The sequence below is a fragment of the Burkholderia sp. CpTa8-5 genome (assembly GCF_017815045.1).
GTDB classification, from domain to species: domain Bacteria; phylum Pseudomonadota; class Gammaproteobacteria; order Burkholderiales; family Burkholderiaceae; genus Burkholderia; species Burkholderia sola.
This window is the reverse complement of the sequence record NZ_JAGIQD010000043.1, coordinates 23483-40142: the sequence shown is the minus strand read 5'-3', so window position 1 is coordinate 40142 and position 16660 is coordinate 23483. Positions and strand designations below refer to the sequence as shown.

Annotated in this window: 17 protein-coding genes; 14 read left to right on the top strand and 3 right to left on the bottom strand. The window is 67.0% G+C overall.

What is annotated here, in order from left to right; translation table 11 throughout:
* Positions 1–115 precede the first annotated feature (115 nt).
* Entirely contained in the window at positions 116–3298 is a 3183-nt protein-coding gene (locus J8I35_RS32860) for an Rne/Rng family ribonuclease (RefSeq protein ID WP_209929194.1), read from the bottom strand.
* 720 nt (positions 3299–4018) lie between these two features.
* Here J8I35_RS32860 and J8I35_RS32855 point away from each other — a divergent pair.
* The 4 genes from J8I35_RS32855 to J8I35_RS32840 are packed head-to-tail and all read left to right on the top strand — an operon-like array spanning position 4019 to position 7090.
* Positions 4019–5023, top strand: a complete 1005-nt coding sequence (locus J8I35_RS32855; RefSeq protein WP_209929190.1) for an RluA family pseudouridine synthase — start codon at positions 4019–4021, stop codon at positions 5021–5023.
* A 4-nt stretch (positions 5024–5027) separates the two neighbouring features.
* Positions 5028–5687, top strand: a complete 660-nt coding sequence (locus tag J8I35_RS32850; RefSeq protein WP_209929188.1) for an HAD-IA family hydrolase — start codon at positions 5028–5030, stop codon at positions 5685–5687.
* Positions 5684–6085 carry a Rieske 2Fe-2S domain-containing protein gene (locus tag J8I35_RS32845; protein WP_050011481.1) on the top strand — a complete coding sequence of 134 codons (402 nt, stop codon included), beginning with the start codon at positions 5684–5686 and terminating at the stop codon, positions 6083–6085. Before J8I35_RS32850 ends, J8I35_RS32845 begins: the two co-directional genes overlap by 4 nt.
* Before the next feature lie 12 nt (positions 6086–6097).
* Complete coding sequence (locus J8I35_RS32840; protein ID WP_050011480.1) at positions 6098–7090, top strand: S49 family peptidase; 993 nt, start codon at positions 6098–6100, stop codon at positions 7088–7090.
* 69 nt (positions 7091–7159) lie between these two features.
* Here J8I35_RS32840 and J8I35_RS32835 read toward each other — a convergent pair whose 3' ends face one another.
* Together J8I35_RS32835 and J8I35_RS32830 are read right to left on the bottom strand one after the other, a co-directional pair.
* The gene (locus J8I35_RS32835) at positions 7160–7882 is read right to left on the bottom strand and encodes an SAM-dependent methyltransferase (protein ID WP_011544932.1); all 723 of its coding nucleotides are present in this window, start codon (positions 7880–7882) and stop codon (positions 7160–7162) included.
* A complete protein-coding gene (locus J8I35_RS32830) occupies positions 7879–8511 on the bottom strand; it encodes a Maf-like protein (protein WP_209929186.1) in 633 nt (210 codons plus the stop codon). Before J8I35_RS32830 ends, J8I35_RS32835 begins: the two co-directional genes overlap by 4 nt.
* A gap of 230 nt (positions 8512–8741) precedes the next feature.
* On the opposite strand from J8I35_RS32830, the gene J8I35_RS32825 reads away from it, so the two are divergent.
* From J8I35_RS32825 to rpoE, 10 genes are all read left to right on the top strand, one after another.
* On the top strand, positions 8742–9377 hold the full coding sequence (locus J8I35_RS32825; RefSeq protein ID WP_050011478.1) for a DUF177 domain-containing protein: 636 nt from the start codon (positions 8742–8744) through the stop codon (positions 9375–9377).
* Between the two features lie 97 nt (positions 9378–9474).
* On the top strand, positions 9475–9654 hold the full coding sequence (gene rpmF, locus J8I35_RS32820; protein WP_006051932.1) for a 50S ribosomal protein L32: 180 nt from the start codon (positions 9475–9477) through the stop codon (positions 9652–9654).
* 129 nt (positions 9655–9783) lie between these two features.
* Positions 9784–10890, top strand: a complete 1107-nt coding sequence (plsX, locus tag J8I35_RS32815) for a phosphate acyltransferase PlsX (protein ID WP_124556911.1) — start codon at positions 9784–9786, stop codon at positions 10888–10890.
* Complete coding sequence (locus tag J8I35_RS32810) at positions 10891–11880, top strand: beta-ketoacyl-ACP synthase III (protein ID WP_209929184.1); 990 nt, start codon at positions 10891–10893, stop codon at positions 11878–11880.
* Positions 11881–11964: 84 nt separating this feature from the next.
* Positions 11965–12897, top strand: a complete 933-nt coding sequence (gene fabD, locus J8I35_RS32805; protein WP_209929182.1) for an ACP S-malonyltransferase — start codon at positions 11965–11967, stop codon at positions 12895–12897.
* Between the two features lie 36 nt (positions 12898–12933).
* Positions 12934–13683: a 3-oxoacyl-ACP reductase FabG gene (gene fabG, locus J8I35_RS32800; protein ID WP_209929180.1), complete on the top strand. Its 750-nt coding sequence runs from the start codon at positions 12934–12936 to the stop codon at positions 13681–13683.
* A 144-nt stretch (positions 13684–13827) separates the two neighbouring features.
* The gene (gene acpP, locus J8I35_RS32795; RefSeq protein ID WP_004197638.1) at positions 13828–14067 is read left to right on the top strand and encodes an acyl carrier protein; all 240 of its coding nucleotides are present in this window, start codon (positions 13828–13830) and stop codon (positions 14065–14067) included.
* 164 nt (positions 14068–14231) lie between these two features.
* Positions 14232–15464, top strand: coding sequence for a beta-ketoacyl-ACP synthase II (fabF, locus tag J8I35_RS32790; protein ID WP_050011474.1), 1233 nt, complete (start codon positions 14232–14234; stop codon positions 15462–15464).
* An 11-nt stretch (positions 15465–15475) separates the two neighbouring features.
* Positions 15476–15940, top strand: a complete 465-nt coding sequence (locus tag J8I35_RS32785) for a hypothetical protein (RefSeq protein WP_050011473.1) — start codon at positions 15476–15478, stop codon at positions 15938–15940.
* Positions 15941–16031: 91 nt separating this feature from the next.
* Positions 16032–16631 carry an RNA polymerase sigma factor RpoE gene (rpoE, locus tag J8I35_RS32780; RefSeq protein ID WP_006490873.1) on the top strand — a complete coding sequence of 200 codons (600 nt, stop codon included), beginning with the start codon at positions 16032–16034 and terminating at the stop codon, positions 16629–16631.
* Positions 16632–16660: the final 29 nt, after the last annotated feature.

Here is a 16660-nt window from a genome sequence, read left to right as displayed (position 1 = left end):
ATCGGGCCGTCAAGTCCCGTCCTGCTCGTTATGCTGTCCGGTTCCTCAGAAAGAACCTTAACTGAACGGCATTACCGGCCTGGCCGGGGTTTTCCTAGGTCGTGCGATGCGCCGTTCAGTGGTGCGTCGTTTCGACCTGCTGCATCGGGGCCGTATCGGCCGGCGGCAGCACCTTGCGTTCGCGCGGCACGCGGGCCGGGCGCGGGAGTCGCGATGCGGCTTCCTGCGCGGCCGCGAACTTGTCGGCGTCCGTGTTCACCCAGACGAGACCGGCCTGCTCCAGCACGACATCCAGGCTCGCCGAAGCGGGCGCGGCTGCCGGTTGTGCGGGAGCCGGCGTCGGTGCCGGTGCGGCGACGGCCTCGACCGGTGCTGCGTCGACAGGCGCTGCTTCGACCGGTGCCGGTTCGACTGCCACCGGAGCGGCTTCGATCGCGACGGCCGGTGCGGCTGGCTCGACCGGTGCGGCTTGCGGCGCCTCGACAGCGACCGGCGCGGCTTGCGGCGCGTCGACAGCGACCGGAGCGGCCGCCGGCACTTCGAACGCATCGGTCGGCGATACCGCGACCGGCGCCGGGCCCGCTTCCGCGACCGCCGGTGCGACGGGTGCCGGTTCTGCTGCCTGGACGGCGACGACGGGCTCGACCGGGGCGGCCGGAGCCGCTTCGGCGTGTGCCGGCGCCGGCTGCGCTTCGACAGCGGCCGGTGCGGCATGCTGCTCGGCGACGGCTTCCACGGCGACCGCGCTGGCCGCGGCCGCGACGACTACCGGTGCGGCAGTGTGGGCCGGTTCGGCCGCGACCGGCGTCGCGGCTTGCGCCGCGACTTCGCCTTCGGCGCCTTGCTCGGCCTGGTCGACCGAGCCGTCTTCCTCGCGCTCGCGACGACCGCCGCGGCGGCCGCGACGGCGACGGCGGCGTTCTTCGCCGTCACGTGCGCCGGCTTCCGCATCGGCTGCCAGTTCCGCGCCGGGCAGGGCTTCTGCAACAGCCTTGTCGGTTTCCGGTTCCGGATGGTTTTCGCCGCGGGTGACGGTTTCGAGCGTGGCCGCATGCTGGGTCGGCTTGCGGCGTTCGCCGCGCTCGCGACGCTCGCCGCGTTCCTGGCGCTCGCCACGGCCGGCTGCTTCGACGCCTTCCGGCTGTTCGACGCGCTCGCGCGGTTCGCGGTTTTCACGCGGTTCGCGCGGCTCACGGGCTTCACGCGGCTCGCGACCTTCGCGCGGGCCACGGCCCTCGCGGCCTTCGCGACCCTCACGGTTTTCACGACCTTCGCGGTTTTCGCGACCCTCGCGGCCCTCACGCAGCTCACGACCCTCGCGCGGCTCACGGCCTTCACGCGGTTCGCGCACTTCCTTGCCTTCGCGCTCCTGGCGTTGCGGCTGGCCACGGCCGGCGGCTGCCTGGTCACGGCCGCCTTGCGCCTGCTGGGCGCCGCCGCGACGGTTGCGGTTGCGATCGCCGCCGCGCTGCTCGGTCTTTTCGGTGCGCTCGCGAGCCGGGCGGGCTGCCTGCTCCTTCGCCGGGGCTGGCGCAACCGGTGCGGGCGCCGGTGCCGGCGACATGCCGAACAGGCCCTTCAGCCAGCCGATGAAGCCGCCGCTTGCCGCGGCGACGGGCGCCGGGGCGGGGGCCGCAACGGGTTCGACCGGACGCTGCGGCGCCGGGCTCGGTGCCGGACGCTCGGGCGTGATGCCCTTGACCGCGGCTTCCTGCTTCGGCTTCACTTCGGCCGCACGCTTGCTGTAGCCGGTTTCCGACTCGAGCTCGCGGGCCGCTTCCTCGGCCATCTTCCAGGATGCGCGCGGATCGTCGAGGCGCGCGTCGTCGTGACGCAGGCGCTCGAGCTTGTAGTGCGGCGTATCGAGGTGCTTGTTCGGGATCAGCACGATGCCGACCTTGAAGCGCGACTCGATCTTGTTGATTTCCTGACGCTTTTCGTTCAGCAGGAAGGCGGTCACCTCGACCGGCACCTGGCAGTGGATCGCCGCGGTGTTTTCCTTCATCGCTTCTTCCTGAATGATCCGCAGGACCTGCAGCGCGGACGATTCGGTATCGCGGATGTGGCCGGTGCCGTTGCAGCGCGGGCACGTCACGTGGCTGCCTTCCGACAGCGCCGGGCGCAGGCGCTGGCGCGACAGCTCCATCAGGCCGAAGCGGGAGATCTTGCCCATCTGCACGCGCGCACGGTCGTGCTTGAGCGCGTCCTTCAGGCGCTGCTCGACTTCACGCTGGCTCTTCGCCGATTCCATGTCGATGAAATCGATCACGATCAGGCCGCCGAGGTCGCGCAGGCGCAGCTGGCGGGCGACTTCGTCGGCCGCTTCGAGGTTCGTGCGGGTGGCCGTTTCCTCGATGTCCGCGCCCTTGGTCGCGCGGGCCGAGTTCACGTCGATCGCGACGAGCGCTTCGGTGTGGTCGATCACGATCGCGCCACCGGACGGCAGCGGCACCGTGCGCGAGTACGCGGTTTCGATCTGATGCTCGATCTGGAAACGCGAGAACAGCGGCACGTCGTCGTGGTAGCGCTTCACCTTCGCGACGTTGTCCGGCATCACGATGTCCATGAACGCACGGGCCTGATCGTGGATTTCGTTCGTGTCGATCAGGATTTCGCCGATATCGGGCTGGAAATAGTCCCGGATCGCGCGGATCACGAGGCTCGATTCCAGATAGATCAGCATCGGCTGGCCGGCGTTGCCGCTTTGCGACGCCGCTTCGATCGCGCGCCACAGTTGCAGCAGGTAATTCAGGTCCCATTGCAGTTCCTCGGCGCTGCGGCCGATGCCCGCGGTACGGGCGATCATGCTCATGCCGTCCGGAATCTGCAGTTGCGCCATCGTTTCGCGCAGTTCCTGGCGCTCGTCGCCTTCGATCCGGCGCGACACGCCGCCGCCGCGCGGATTGTTCGGCATCAGCACGAGGTAGCGGCCGGCGAGCGAGATGAAGGTGGTGAGGGCGGCGCCCTTGTTGCCACGCTCTTCCTTCTCGACCTGGACGATCAGCTCCTGGCCTTCGCGCAGCGCATCCTGAATGCGCGCGGAGCGCATGTCGATGCCGTCCTTGAAGTACTGGCGGGCGACTTCCTTGAACGGCAGGAAGCCGTGGCGGTCTTCGCCGTAGTTGACGAAGCACGCTTCGAGCGACGGCTCGATACGGGTGATGACACCTTTGTAGATATTGCCTTTGCGCTGTTCGCGCCCGGCGGTTTCGATGTCGATGTCGATGAGCTTTTGCCCATCGACGATGGCGACGCGCAGCTCCTCCTGCTGCGTCGCATTGAACAGCATGCGTTTCATGAACGACTCCAGGCGGCTCCGCTGCCGGCGCCTCGCGGTTGTCAGTCGCGAGGGCGGGAACGACGGCAGGCCGCACCTTGTTGTGTTGTCACGAGCACGCTGGAGCGGGAACGCTGGCGGGGAGAATTGCCTGAAGAGGCGCTTGGGCCCGAAAGACGGGGCCGGCGGCCATAGGGCACCTGCGAATACGGCTTCAAAGCACGGCGTTCACACACCGCACGCTGCAAAAGCGCGCTAAGCCTGTCCGGGCATTGCCACGGGCGCGCGCAATGCGTCGCGCGCGCCGACGGGCGGCAGATGCTGCGGCTTGGGCCGCAGCGGGGAGTATCGAATCCAGCCCGACTTTCCCGCTTGGGGTGTACTTCCCTGGTTTGACGTCGCCAAGCCCCGCACGCTTCGCGGGGCCAAATCGGGCGCAACGCCGTAATTTTCGCAACCGGCAGCCTGCGGACGCACTGCGCGCCGTCGGGCTGCCGATCAAATTCTTTTCAACCAACTTTCCGTTACCGCGGCGCCTTGCCGACCGAATCCGCCTGTGGGCGCGATCCTTGCCGACGGGCGGCGCCGTGCGTGCAACTTGCTGCATCTCTTTGATTAGGGGCGAGCAGCGGACCCCCGGCGCAAGTAAAATAGCGGTTTGCGCTTGCGCCTTGCCCAATTCAGCCGGGGCCGGCCGATCAGGCCACCCACAACGTCAGGCTGGGCAAAATTATATTCAGTATGAATGAGTTAGGCAAAATATCCCAGAATTCGGTCGCAAGCGGCCAGGTATCGATGATCGAGATCGACGAAAACTCGGCCGGTCAGCGCATCGACAATTTCCTGTTGCGCGTCTGTAAAGGCGTGCCGAAAAGCCATATTTACCGGATCCTGCGCAGCGGCGAAGTGCGCGTGAACAAGGGCCGGATCGACGCGCAGTACCGCCTGGAACTGGGCGACCTCGTCCGCGTGCCGCCGGTGCGCGTGGCCGCGGCCGACCTCGCACGCGCCGACACGCCGGTCGTGCCGCCCGCGAATTTCGACGTGCTGTACGAGGACGACGCGATGCTCGTGATCGACAAGCCGGCCGGGGTCGCGGTCCACGGCGGCAGCGGCGTCGCGTTCGGCGTGATCGAGCAGATGCGGCAGGCGCGCCCGCGCGCGAAATTCCTCGAACTGGTGCACCGGCTCGACCGCGAGACGTCCGGCATCCTGATGCTCGCGAAGAAGCGCACGGCGCTCGTCGCGCTGCACGAGCAGATCCGCGAGAACCGGATGGACAAGCGCTACTTCGCGTGCGCGCACGGCGAATGGCAACCCGACTGGGGCCGGCGCCGCGCGGTGAAGGCGCCGCTGTTCAAGTATTCGACCCCGGAAGGGGAGCGCCGCGTGCGCGTGCAGGACGATGGGCTGGCCTCGCATACGGTGTTCAACCTCGTCGACCGCTGGTCCGACTATGTGCTCGTCGAAGCGGAACTCAAAACGGGTCGGACCCATCAGATACGGGTGCACCTCGCGCATCTCGGCTTGCCGATCGCCGGCGACGCGAAGTATGGCGATTTCGCACTGAACAAGGCGCTGGCGCGCGCGAACGCGCAGCCGTCGCTGAAGCGGATGTTCCTGCATGCGCACCGCCTCAAGCTCGCGCATCCGCTGACCGGCGAGGCGCTGCAGTTCGATGCGCCGTTGCCGGCCGAATGCCGGCGCTTCCTCGATCAACTCAGCGCATTGCGCGATACCGCCTGAACGCATGGCTCGACAGCAATTTGACCTGATCGTCTTCGACTGGGACGGCACGCTGATGGATTCGACTGCGCACATCGCGCACAGCATCCAGGCCGCATGCCGCGATCTCGGTCTGCCCACGCCGTCCGACGAGGCCTCGCGCTACGTGATCGGCCTCGGGCTGCGCGACGCGCTGCAGATCGCGGCTCCGACCCTCGATCCGTCCGACTATGCGCGGCTGGCCGAACGCTATCGCTATCACTATCTGCTCGACGACCAGCGCATCCAACTGTTCGCCGGCGTGCGCGAGCTGCTCGCCGAACTGCGCGACACGGGCTACCTGCTCGCCGTCGCAACCGGCAAAGGGCGGGTCGGGCTGAACCGCGTGCTCGACCAGTCGAAACTGACGAGCTGGTTCGATGCGACGCGCTGCGCGGACGAGACGTTCTCGAAACCGCATCCGGCGATGCTGCACGAGTTGTCGCGGGAATTGGGGCAGGACCTGTCGCGCACCGTGATGATCGGCGACACTACGCACGACCTGCAGATGGCCGCCAGCGCCGGCGCGGCCGGCGTCGGCGTCGCGTACGGCGCGCACCCGGCCGATGCGCTGGCGGCGCTCACGCCGCGCTTCGTCGCGCCGGACGTCGGCGCGCTGGCCGCCTGGCTGCGGGAGCACGCATGAGCGCGGCGCCGGACGCCGTGCGCGTATGCGCGTCCGACGCGCTGACCGACGGCGGCGTCGGCGTGCGCGTCGACGCGACGCTGCGCGGCGAGCAGGCCGTCGTGTTCTTCGTGCGTTACGACGGCCGCGCGTACGGCTACCTGAACCGCTGCGCGCACGTGCCGATGGAGCTCGACTGGGCCGAAGGGCAGTTCTTCGAGTCGTCGGGCCTCTATCTGATGTGCGCGACGCACGGCGCGATCTACGCGCCGGATACCGGCAAGTGCGTCGGCGGCCCGTGCCGCGGCGGCCGCCTGCGACCGGTCGAGGTCGACGAGCGCGACACGCCCGACGGCCGTGCGGTATTCTGGGTGCCCGATGCGGACCTGCATCCTGCCACTTCCGCCACGACCGATTGACGACACTACTGCATGGCCGACCAACCGAATTCCCCGGATTCCTCCTCCCGTCCCGACAGCCGTGAACCGAGCTGGGAGCGCGCGGCGCTCGAGCGGATCGCGCTCGCGGCCGTCAAGGAGCAGCGCGCGGCACGGCGCTGGAAGATCTTCTTCCGCTTCGCGTTTCTCGGCGTGTTCGTGCTGTTCGCGTTTGCGCTGATCGATTTCTCGAGCGATTCGAAGTTTTCGGCGAGCGGGCGGCATACGGCGCTCGTGACGATCGACGGCGAGATCGCGGCCGGCGTCAACGCGAACGCCGACGACATCAACACGGCGCTCGACGCCGCCTTCGACGACGACGGCACGGTCGGCGTCGTGCTGCGGATCAACAGCCCGGGCGGCAGCCCGGTGCAGGCCGGGATGGTCTACGACGAGATCCGGCGGTTGCGCGGCAAGTATCCGGACAAGCCGCTGTACGTCGTCGTGACCGACATGTGCGCGTCGGGCGGCTATTACATCGCGTCCGCCGCCGACAAGATCTTCGTCGACAAGGCGAGCATCGTCGGGTCGATCGGCGTGCTGATGGACGGGTTCGGCTTCACCGGGCTGATGGGCAAGCTCGGCGTCGAGCGGCGCCTGCACACGTCGGGCGAAAACAAGGGCTTCTACGATCCGTTCTCGCCGGAAACGCCGAAGATGGACGCGCACGCGCAGGCACTGCTCGACCAGGTGCATGCGCAGTTCATCAAGGCGGTGAAGGATGGCCGCGGCAAGCGGCTGCACGAGACGCCCGACATGTTCTCGGGCCTGTTCTGGACCGGCGAAAAGAGCGTCGAACTGGGCCTCGCCGACGGCTACGGCACGACCGACACGGTCGCACGCGACGTGCTGAAGGCGCCGGATCTGGTCGACTACACGGTGAAGGAAAGCCTGACGAATCGCGTCGCGCGCAAGTTCGGCGCGGCCGTCGGCGGCGCCGCGATGAAGGCGCTGACGGCCGGCGGCGCGTCGGTCAGCCTGCGCTGACGGCTGACGGCAATCGGCGGGCCGCGACGGCCCGCCTTTCATCTGGCTGGCGGATCGCCGTTCGCGGCATCAATTCGCGAGCAGCAGGAAGATCGCGGGGCGCTTGTGCAGATTCGGCGCAGGCGCTTTTTTCCAGTCGGCCACCGTGCGGCTCGCGATCGTTTCGGTCGCGAGGGTCAGGTCGGCCGCGACGCAGATCTGCGTCGACGGCGCGCAGGTCGCGACCAGCGTGTCGAGCATCGCGTGATTCCGGTACGGCGTTTCGATGAATATCTGCGTCTGGCGCGCCTTGCGCGACAGTTGCTCGAGTTCGCGCAGCCGTTTCGCGCGCGCGGCCGCATCGACCGGCAGATAGCCGTTGAACGCGAAGCTCTGGCCGTTCAGGCCCGACGCCATCAGCGCGAGCAGGATCGAACTCGGCCCGACGAGCGGCACGACCTTCACGCCGCGCTCGTGCGCGCGGCGCACCAGCAGCGCGCCGGGGTCGGCGACGGCCGGGCAGCCGGCTTCCGACACGAGGCCCGCGTCCGCGCCGGCCAGCACGGGCGCGAGCAGCCGGTCGATGGCGCCGGCCGGCGTATTGACGTTCAGCTCGCTGATCTCGATTTCCTGGATCGGCCGCGTCGTGCCGATCTTCTTCAGAAACGCGCGCGTCGTTTTCGCGTTCTCGCCGATGTAATAGCCGAGCGTGCCGGCGCGCGCCTGCACGGCGGCGGGCAGCACGGCGGCGAGCATCGATTCGTCGCCTTCGCCGAGCGTGTTCGGGACCAGATAAAGCGTGCCGGCGGTCATGCGCGGTCTCCTCGGGTGGCGGCAAACAGCGGGTAGTCGGCGGCGCGCAGCATCCGCGTGAGGGCGATCAGCGGCAGGCCGACGAGCGCGGTCGGGTCGTCCGAGTCGATCGCGTCGAGCAGCGCGATGCCGAGCCCTTCGGACTTCGCGCTGCCGGCCACGTCGTACGGCGTTTCCGCGCGCAGGTAGGCGTCGAGTTCGGCTTCGGGCAGCGAACGGAAGCGCACGTGCGTGACGATGTCCTCGACCTGCGCGTCGTCGGTGCGGCTGTCGTACAGGCAGAGCGCACTGTGGAATTCGACTTCGCGGCCCTGCATCGACATGAGCTGCGCGAGCGCGCGCTCGTGCGTGCCGGGCTTGCCGATCTGGTGCCCGTCGAAGGTCGCGACCTGGTCCGACCCGATCACGAGCACGCCGTCCGGCGCATCGATCGTCGCGGCCACGGCCCGCGCCTTCGCGCTGGCGAGGCGCAGCGCGGTCGCGGCCGGCGTTTCGCCGGCGAGCGGGGTTTCGTCGAGGTCGGGCGACACCACGTCGAAGGGCACGCCGAGGCGCTCGAGGAGCGCGCGGCGGTAGCGGGAACTGGAGGCAAGAATCAGCCGCGGCGGGCGGCAAACGGTATCCGGCATGGTCGGTTGGATCGGTGAGTCGTCAGGTGTGGCGCGGCGTTGCGCGGACGCAAGCTTAAGTGATTGACCGCAAAAGGTAAAACAGGTATGCTTTCCCGCTTTTCGTCGGCAGGCTTTCGTTGTGGTGGCGCCTGCCGGGTCTTCGGAAGTAAAGTACGTCATCCTTCGATGAGCCGTACGCGAGCGGTGCCAAGCCGGATCCGCAAGTCAGCCTGTAGGCAGGAGCGCACATGAACACTTCTTCTGGCAAACCTGCGGCGGCGCTCGATCCGCACGCGGTCGACCTGTTCGAGTTCGCCCGCAGCGGGCGGCAGGCAGCCGGGGCGGTGCGCCTCTCGCAACTGCCGCGCATGTTAAACGAAGTGCCGACGGACGCGCCAGATCGCGACACGGTCTTCACGTGGCAGGCGGAAGGGTTCACGCAGAAGGAGTTGCAGGACGACGGCGCCGACGGGCAGCAGCCGTATCTGCGCCTCGCGGTGCACGGCCATGCGTGGCTCACGTGCCAGCGCTGCGTGACGCCGTACGATCAGACGTTCGACGTCGACATGACGTACCGGGTCGTCGCGACCGAAGAAGAAGCTGAGGAATTTCCGCTCGACGACGATGAAGCCGATGTGATCGTGGGCTCACGCCAGTTCGATCTCGTCGACTTGATCGAAGAGGAATTGCTGCTTTCGTTGCCGCTCGTGCCCAAGCACGAGGTTTGCCCGGCAGTTCACGAAAGCCTCGTGTCGGGCGCGAGCGGTCCCGCGGAAGCGGCGGACGAGGAGTCCGACGAAGCCGGGGACGAAGGCAAACGGCCGAATCCGTTCGCAGCGCTGCAAGCGTTGAAGAAGGACGGTGACGGCACCAAGAAACACTAAGCAGTTGTGGCGCGGGAAGGCGTAGGGCTTTGGGCCAGGGTAGTTAAGCGCCGGATCGGGCTGTGTTAGAATCCGGAAAATTATTTAGGAGTTAGTCATGGCAGTCCAGCAAAACAAGAAGTCGCCGTCGAAGCGCGGCATGCATCGTTCGCACGATTTCCTGACGGCAGCGCCGCTGGCAGTCGAGCCGAGCACGGGTGAAGTGCATCTGCGTCACCACGTCAGCCCGAACGGCTACTATCGCGGCAAGAAAGTCGTCAAGACGAAGAACGACTAAGCGTCAAGTCACGCGTTGCGCGCTACGCTCGCCGTTCGCGTGACAACTGGTTCGCTTGACACTTTCCTGGCTCAACAAAAAGGCGGCATTCAACTGCCGCTTTTTTGTGCCTGAAATTCGTCGCATTCCATGACCGTAAAGCTCACAATCGATTGCATGGGAGGCGACCACGGCCCGTCCGTGACCGTTCCCGCGGCAGTCAAGTTCGTCCGCGCGCATCCCGATGCGCACCTGATGCTCGTCGGCATCGAAAGCGCGATTCGCGCTCAGCTGAAGAAGCTGAAAGCCCTCGACGATCCCGCGTTGACCATCGTGCCCGCCACCGAAGTCGTGGCGATGGACGATCCTGTCGAAGTGGCGCTGCGCAAGAAGAAGGATTCTTCGATGCGCGTCGCGCTCAACCACGTCAAGGAAGGCGCTGCGCAGGCCTGCATCTCGGCCGGCAATACCGGCGCGCTGATGGCCGTTTCCCGTTACGTGCTCAAGACGCTGCCCGGCATCGAGCGGCCCGCGATCGCGTCCGCGCTGCCGAACCCGACCGGCTACACGATGATGCTGGACCTCGGCGCGAACGTCGACTGCGAGCCGCAGCACCTGCTGCAGTTCGCGGAGATGGGGCACGCGCTCGTGGCCGCGCTCGAAGGCAAGGAGCGCCCGACGATCGGCCTGCTGAACATCGGCGAAGAGGTCATCAAGGGCAACGAGACGATCAAGCGCGCAGGCGAGCTGCTGCGCGCCAGCACGCTCAATTTCCGCGGCAACGTGGAAGGCAACGACATCTACAAGGGCACCGTCGACGTGATCGTGTGCGACGGCTTCGTCGGCAACGTCGCGCTGAAGACGTCCGAAGGGCTCGCGCAGATGCTGTCGAACATCATCCGCGAGGAGTTCGGCCGTTCGCTGATGTCGAGGCTGATGGCGTTGCTCGCGCTGCCGGTGCTGATGCGTTTCAAGAAGCGCGTCGACCACCGCCAGTACAACGGCGCGGCGCTGCTGGGGCTGAAGAGCCTCGTGATCAAGAGCCACGGTTCGGCCGACGCGTACGCGTTTGAGTGGGCGATCAAACGCGGGTATGATGCCGTCAAAAACGGGGTGCTGGAGCGCCTCGCGCGCGCGATGGCGGATAATTCAGTGTCGCTCGGCGATGGCGGACACGACGCGGGCGGCGCGGGCCAGGCAAGCCCGGCCGCAGGCCATCACGCCGAACCTTCCGCTGCGCAATCCTCTAAAGCATAAATGGCCCAATCGACTCTCTATTCCCGCGTGCTCGGCACGGGCAGCTACCTGCCGCCCGACCGCGTCACGAACCAGCAGTTGACCGATCGTCTTGCGAAGGAAGGCATCGAGACCAGCGACGAATGGATCGTCGCGCGCACGGGCATCCACGCGCGCCATTTCGCCGCACCCGACGTCGCGACGAGCGATCTCGCGCTCGAGGCGTCGCGTCGTGCGATCGAAGCGGCCGGTATCGATCCGCAGTCGATCGACCTGATCATCGTCGCGACTTCGACCCCCGATTTCGTGTTCCCGAGCACCGCGTGCCTGCTGCAGAACAAGCTCGGCATCAAGAACGGCGGTGCGGCATTCGACGTGCAGGCCGTATGCTCGGGTTTCGCGTATGCGATGGCCACGGCCGACAGCTTCATCCGCAGCGGCCAGCACCGCACCGCGCTGATCGTCGGCGCGGAGACGTTCTCGCGCATTCTCGACTTCAAGGACCGCACGACCTGCGTGCTGTTCGGCGACGGCGCGGGCGCGGTGATCCTGTCCGCGTCGGAAGAACCGGGCGTGCTCGGCAGCGCGCTGCACGCGGACGGCAGCTACTCGAACATCCTATGCACGCCGGGCAACGTCAATCGCGGCGTGATCGACGGCAGCGCATTCCTGCACATGGACGGGCAGGCCGTATTCAAGCTCGCGGTCAACGTGCTCGAAAAGGTCGCGATCGAAGCGCTCGCGAAGGCGAATCTCGCGCCCGAGCAAATCGACTGGCTGATTCCGCACCAGGCCAACATCCGCATCATGACCAGCACCTGCCGCAAGCTCGGCCTGCCGCAGGAGCGCATGGTCGTGACGGTCGACCAGCACGGCAACACGTCGGCGGCGTCGATCCCGCTGGCGCTCGACGCCGCGGTGCGTGACGGCCGCATCCAGCGTGGCCAACACGTGCTGATCGAAGGCGTCGGCGGCGGCTTCACCTGGGGCGCGTCGGTCTTCCGCTTCTGATCCGCGGCGCGCGACAAGCCGCGCGCGGATCCCGTCGGCGCGCCGTTCGTGCGCGCCGTCCGAATCGATTCAATTGGGGACGATATGAAATTTGCATTCGTTTTTCCGGGGCAGGGCTCGCAAGCGATCGGCATGCTCAACGCATTCGCCGATCTGGCCGTCGTGCGCGAGACGCTCCAGGAAGCGTCCGATGCGCTCAATCAGGATCTCGGCAAGCTGATCGCCGAAGGTCCGGCCGAAGAGCTGAACCTGACCGCCAACACGCAGCCCGTGATGCTGACCGCCGCATACGCGTGCTACCGCGCGTGGCAGCAGGCAGGCGGCCCGGCGCCGTCGATCGTCGCCGGCCACAGCCTCGGCGAATACACGGCGCTCGTCGCGGCCGGCGCGCTTGCGTTCAAGGACGCGGTGCCGCTCGTGCGCTTCCGTGCGCAGGCGATGCAGACGGCCGTGCCGGTCGGCCAGGGCGGCATGGCCGCGATCTTGGGCCTCGACGACGACACGGTGCGCGCGGTGTGCGCCGAAGCCGCGGAAGCGGGCGTCGTCGAAGCGGTGAACTTCAATGCGCCCGCGCAGGTCGTGATCGCCGGCAGCAAGGCCGCGGTGGAAAAGGCATGCGAGATCGCGAAGGCGAAGGGCGCGAAGCGCGCGCTGCCGCTGCCGGTGTCGGCGCCGTTCCATTCGTCGCTGCTCAAGCCGGCGTCGGACCAGCTGCGCGACTATCTCGCGAACGTCGACGTGAAGGCGCCGCAGATTCCGGTCGTCAACAACATCGACGTCGCCGTGGTCAGCGATCCGGCCGCGATCAAGGATGCGCTGGTGCGCCAGGCCGCAGGCCCGGTGCGCTGGGTCGAGTGCGTGCGGCACATCGCCGGCACGGGCGTCACGCACGTGATCGAATGCGGTCCGGGCAAGGTGCTGGCCGGCCTGACGAAGCGCATCGACGGCAACCTGGTCGGCGCGTCGGTGTTCGATCCGGCTTCGCTCGACGAAGCGCTCAAGCTCGCGACCGCCTGACGCGGCGCCTTTTCCCAAGCAACGGATATTCGATTCATGGACAAGACTCTCGATAAACAGGTTGCGATCGTGACCGGCGCGTCGCGCGGCATCGGCCGTTCGATCGCGCTCGAACTCGCGCGCCTGGGCGCGACGGTGATCGGCACGGCGACGAGCGAATCGGGCGCCGCCGCGATCACCGCGGCGTTCGCGGAAGCGGGCGTCACGGGCCGCGGCGCGGTGCTGAACGTCAACGACGCGGCAGCCGCCGAGGCGCTGATCGATGCGGCCGTGAAGGAATTCGGCGCGCTGAACGTGCTCGTCAACAACGCGGGCATCACGCAGGACCAGCTCGCGATGCGGATGAAGGACGAGGACTGGGACGCGGTGATCGACACCAACCTGAAGTCGGTGTTCCGCCTGTCGCGTGCGGTGCTGCGCCCGATGATGAAGGCGCGCGGCGGCCGTATCATCAACATCACGTCGGTGGTCGGCTCGGCCGGCAATCCGGGTCAGGTCAACTACGCGGCCGCGAAGGCCGGCGTCGCGGGCATGACGCGGGCGCTCGCGCGCGAGATCGGCAGCCGCGGCATCACCGTGAACTGCGTGGCGCCGGGCTTCATCGACACCGACATGACGAAGACGCTGCCGGAAGAACAGCAGGCCGCGCTCAAGACCCAGATTCCGCTCGGCCGCCTCGGCAGCCCGGAGGACATCGCCCATGCCGTCGCGTTCCTCGCATCGCCGCAGGCCGGTTACATCACCGGTACGACGCTGCACGTGAACGGCGGCATGTACATGTCGTAACGGTTTTCGTTTACCATCCGCGCCGTATCCCGTTTTTCAGGCGGACCGGCGCTTGATCGACCATCAAGCCAACGCGCGTTTTGCCGTCAGCAAACCTGATAAAATGCGCGCACTTGTAAATCTGAACTTTCCCTCGGAGGGGTAATGGACAACATCGAACAACGTGTCAAGAAGATCGTCGCTGAGCAACTGGGCGTCGCGGAAGCCGAGATCAAGAACGAAGCTTCGTTCGTGAACGACCTGGGCGCCGATTCGCTCGACACGGTCGAACTGGTGATGGCTCTGGAAGACGAGTTCGGCATGGAAATCCCGGACGAAGAAGCAGAGAAGATCACGACCGTTCAGCAAGCGATCGACTACGCTCGCGCAAACGTCAAGGCGTAAGCGCCTTTCGCGCTTGTCCGCCACGTCGCCGCGATCATCGCGATTGACGCGCCATCCTGCCGGCTCCGCGCCGGACGGACTAACAGCCACAGGGCTCGCAGGGCTGGTTCCTGTGGCCACTGTGGCTTTTGTTTTTGTCATCCAATAATGGAAAAGAGGTTACCGTGAGCCGCCGTCGTGTTGTCGTTACAGGCCTGGGGCTGATTTCGCCTGTTGGCAATAATGTTGCCGACGGCTGGGCCAATCTCGTCGCCGGCAAGTCCGGTATCGCCACCGTCACGAAGTTCGATGCGTCGAACCTCGCCTGCCATTTCGCGGGCGAAGTGAAGGGTTTCAGCGCCGAGGAGTACATCCCGGCGAAGGAAGCCCGGAACATGGATACGTTCATCCATTACGGCATCGCCGCCGGCGTCCAGGCCATCCGGGACAGCGGGCTGGAAGTGACCGAAGCCAACGCGGAACGCATCGGCGTGCTGGTCGGTTCCGGCATCGGCGGCCTGCCGATGATCGAGGATACGCACCAGACCTACGTCGATCGCGGCGCGCGCCGGATTTCGCCGTTCTTCGTGCCGGGTTCGATCATCAACATGATCTCGGGTCACCTGAGCATCATGTTCGGCCTGAAGGGCCCGAACCTCGCGGCCGTCACGGCCTGCACGACCGGCCTGCACTCCATCGGCCTCGCCGCGCGCCTGATCCAGGCCGGCGACGCCGACGTGATGGTCGCGGGCGGCGCCGAATCGACGGTCTCGCCGCTCGGCATCGGCGGTTTCGCGGCAGCACGCGCGCTGTCGACCCGCAACGACGATCCGGCGACCGCGTCGCGTCCGTGGGACAAGGACCGCGACGGCTTCGTGCTGGGCGAGGGTTCCGGCGTGATGGTGCTCGAAGAGTACGAGGCGGCGAAGGCGCGCGGCGCGAAGATCTATGCGGAAGTCGCAGGCTTCGGCATGACGGGCGACGCGTACCACATGACCGCGCCGAACATGGATGGTCCGCGCCGCTGCATGGTCGCGGCCCTGCGCGACGCCGGCATGAACGCCGACGAGGTCCAGTACCTGAACGCGCATGGCACGTCCACGCCGCTGGGCGACAAGAACGAGTCCGACGCGGTGAAGGCGGCGTTCGGCGAGCACGCGTACAAGCTCGTCGTGAACTCGACGAAGTCGATGACGGGCCACCTGCTGGGTGGCGCGGGCGGCCTCGAATCGGTGTTCACGGTGCTGGCGCTGCACAACAACGTGTCGCCGCCGACCATCAACATCTTCAACCAGGACCCCGAGTGCGATCTCGATTACTGCGCGAACACCGCGCGTGACATGAAGATCGACGTGGCCGTGAAGAACAACTTCGGCTTCGGCGGGACCAACGGCACGCTGGTGTTCAAGCGCGTCTGACGTCGAATCGCTTGACGAGTCCATTCGATGCTCCGGCCGGGCGTCCGCAGCGCTTTGCGTTGCGGGCCTCGGCCGTGTCGTATCTCGTGCTGGCCGCGTTCGTCGCGTCGGCTGCCGCATCGGCGTACCTGTTCTGGGCGCCGCGCGCGGGCGCTGCCGCCGGCGCAGGCGTGGCGGCTGTGACGGCGGCGCTGCTGGCCGTATGCGCGGCGCGGGCTTGCGCCCGCCGGCTGCCGGCCGAGCTGCAAATCGATGCGTTCGGGGAGATTGCGGCGTTTGGCCGCACCGGGCGCTTGCTGGCCCGCGGCCGTGTGACGGGCCATGCGCACTGGAGCAGCCTGCTGCTGGTGCTGTCGGTCGGGCAGGGTGCCCGGCGCGCGCGGCCGCTGCTGATTCCGGCCGACGCGCTCGATGCCGCGTCGTTCAGTGCGCTGTCGGTGCTGGCGAGAACGGCCGGGGCGGCGGCGCGGGCATGACGGCCGCGCGGTTACCGACCGTAACCAGCGGCCGGCGCCGGAACGCTACAATAACGCTCCGCGTTGCATCCCTAGTTAACGGATTTGTCAGGTGAGTGAAAAAGAAATCGATCAGGCTCTGGTCGAGCGCGTACAGAAGGGCGACAAGGCGGCGTTCGAACTCCTGGTCTCCAAATACCACCGCAAGATCATTCGGCTGATCTCGCGCCTCGTGCGGGATCCCGCCGAGGTCGAGGACGTGGCCCAGGACGCGTTCATCAAGGCGTATCGTGCGCTGCCGCAATTCCGCGGCGAATCGGCGTTCTATACGTGGTTGTACCGAATTGCCGTCAACACGGCGAAGAACTACCTTGCGACGCAAGGCCGCCGGGCGCCGACCTCGACCGAGGCCGATGCGGAGGAAGCGGAAACTTTCTCCGACGCAGACCAACTAAGGGATATCAACACGCCTGAGTCGATGTTGATGAGCAAGCAGATTGCCGAGACGGTCAACGCTGCAATGGCTCTGCTGCCCGAAGAACTGCGCCAGGCAATCACGCTGCGCGAGATCGAGGGCCTGAGCTACGAAGAGATCGCGGAAATGATGGGCTGTCCGATCGGGACGGTCCGGTCGCGGATCTTCCGCGCGCGCGAAGCAATCGCTGCCAAATTGCGTCCGCTGCTCGATACGCCCGAAGGCAAGCGCTGGTAAGCGCGACGGGCGGAACGACGCGGGTCGGG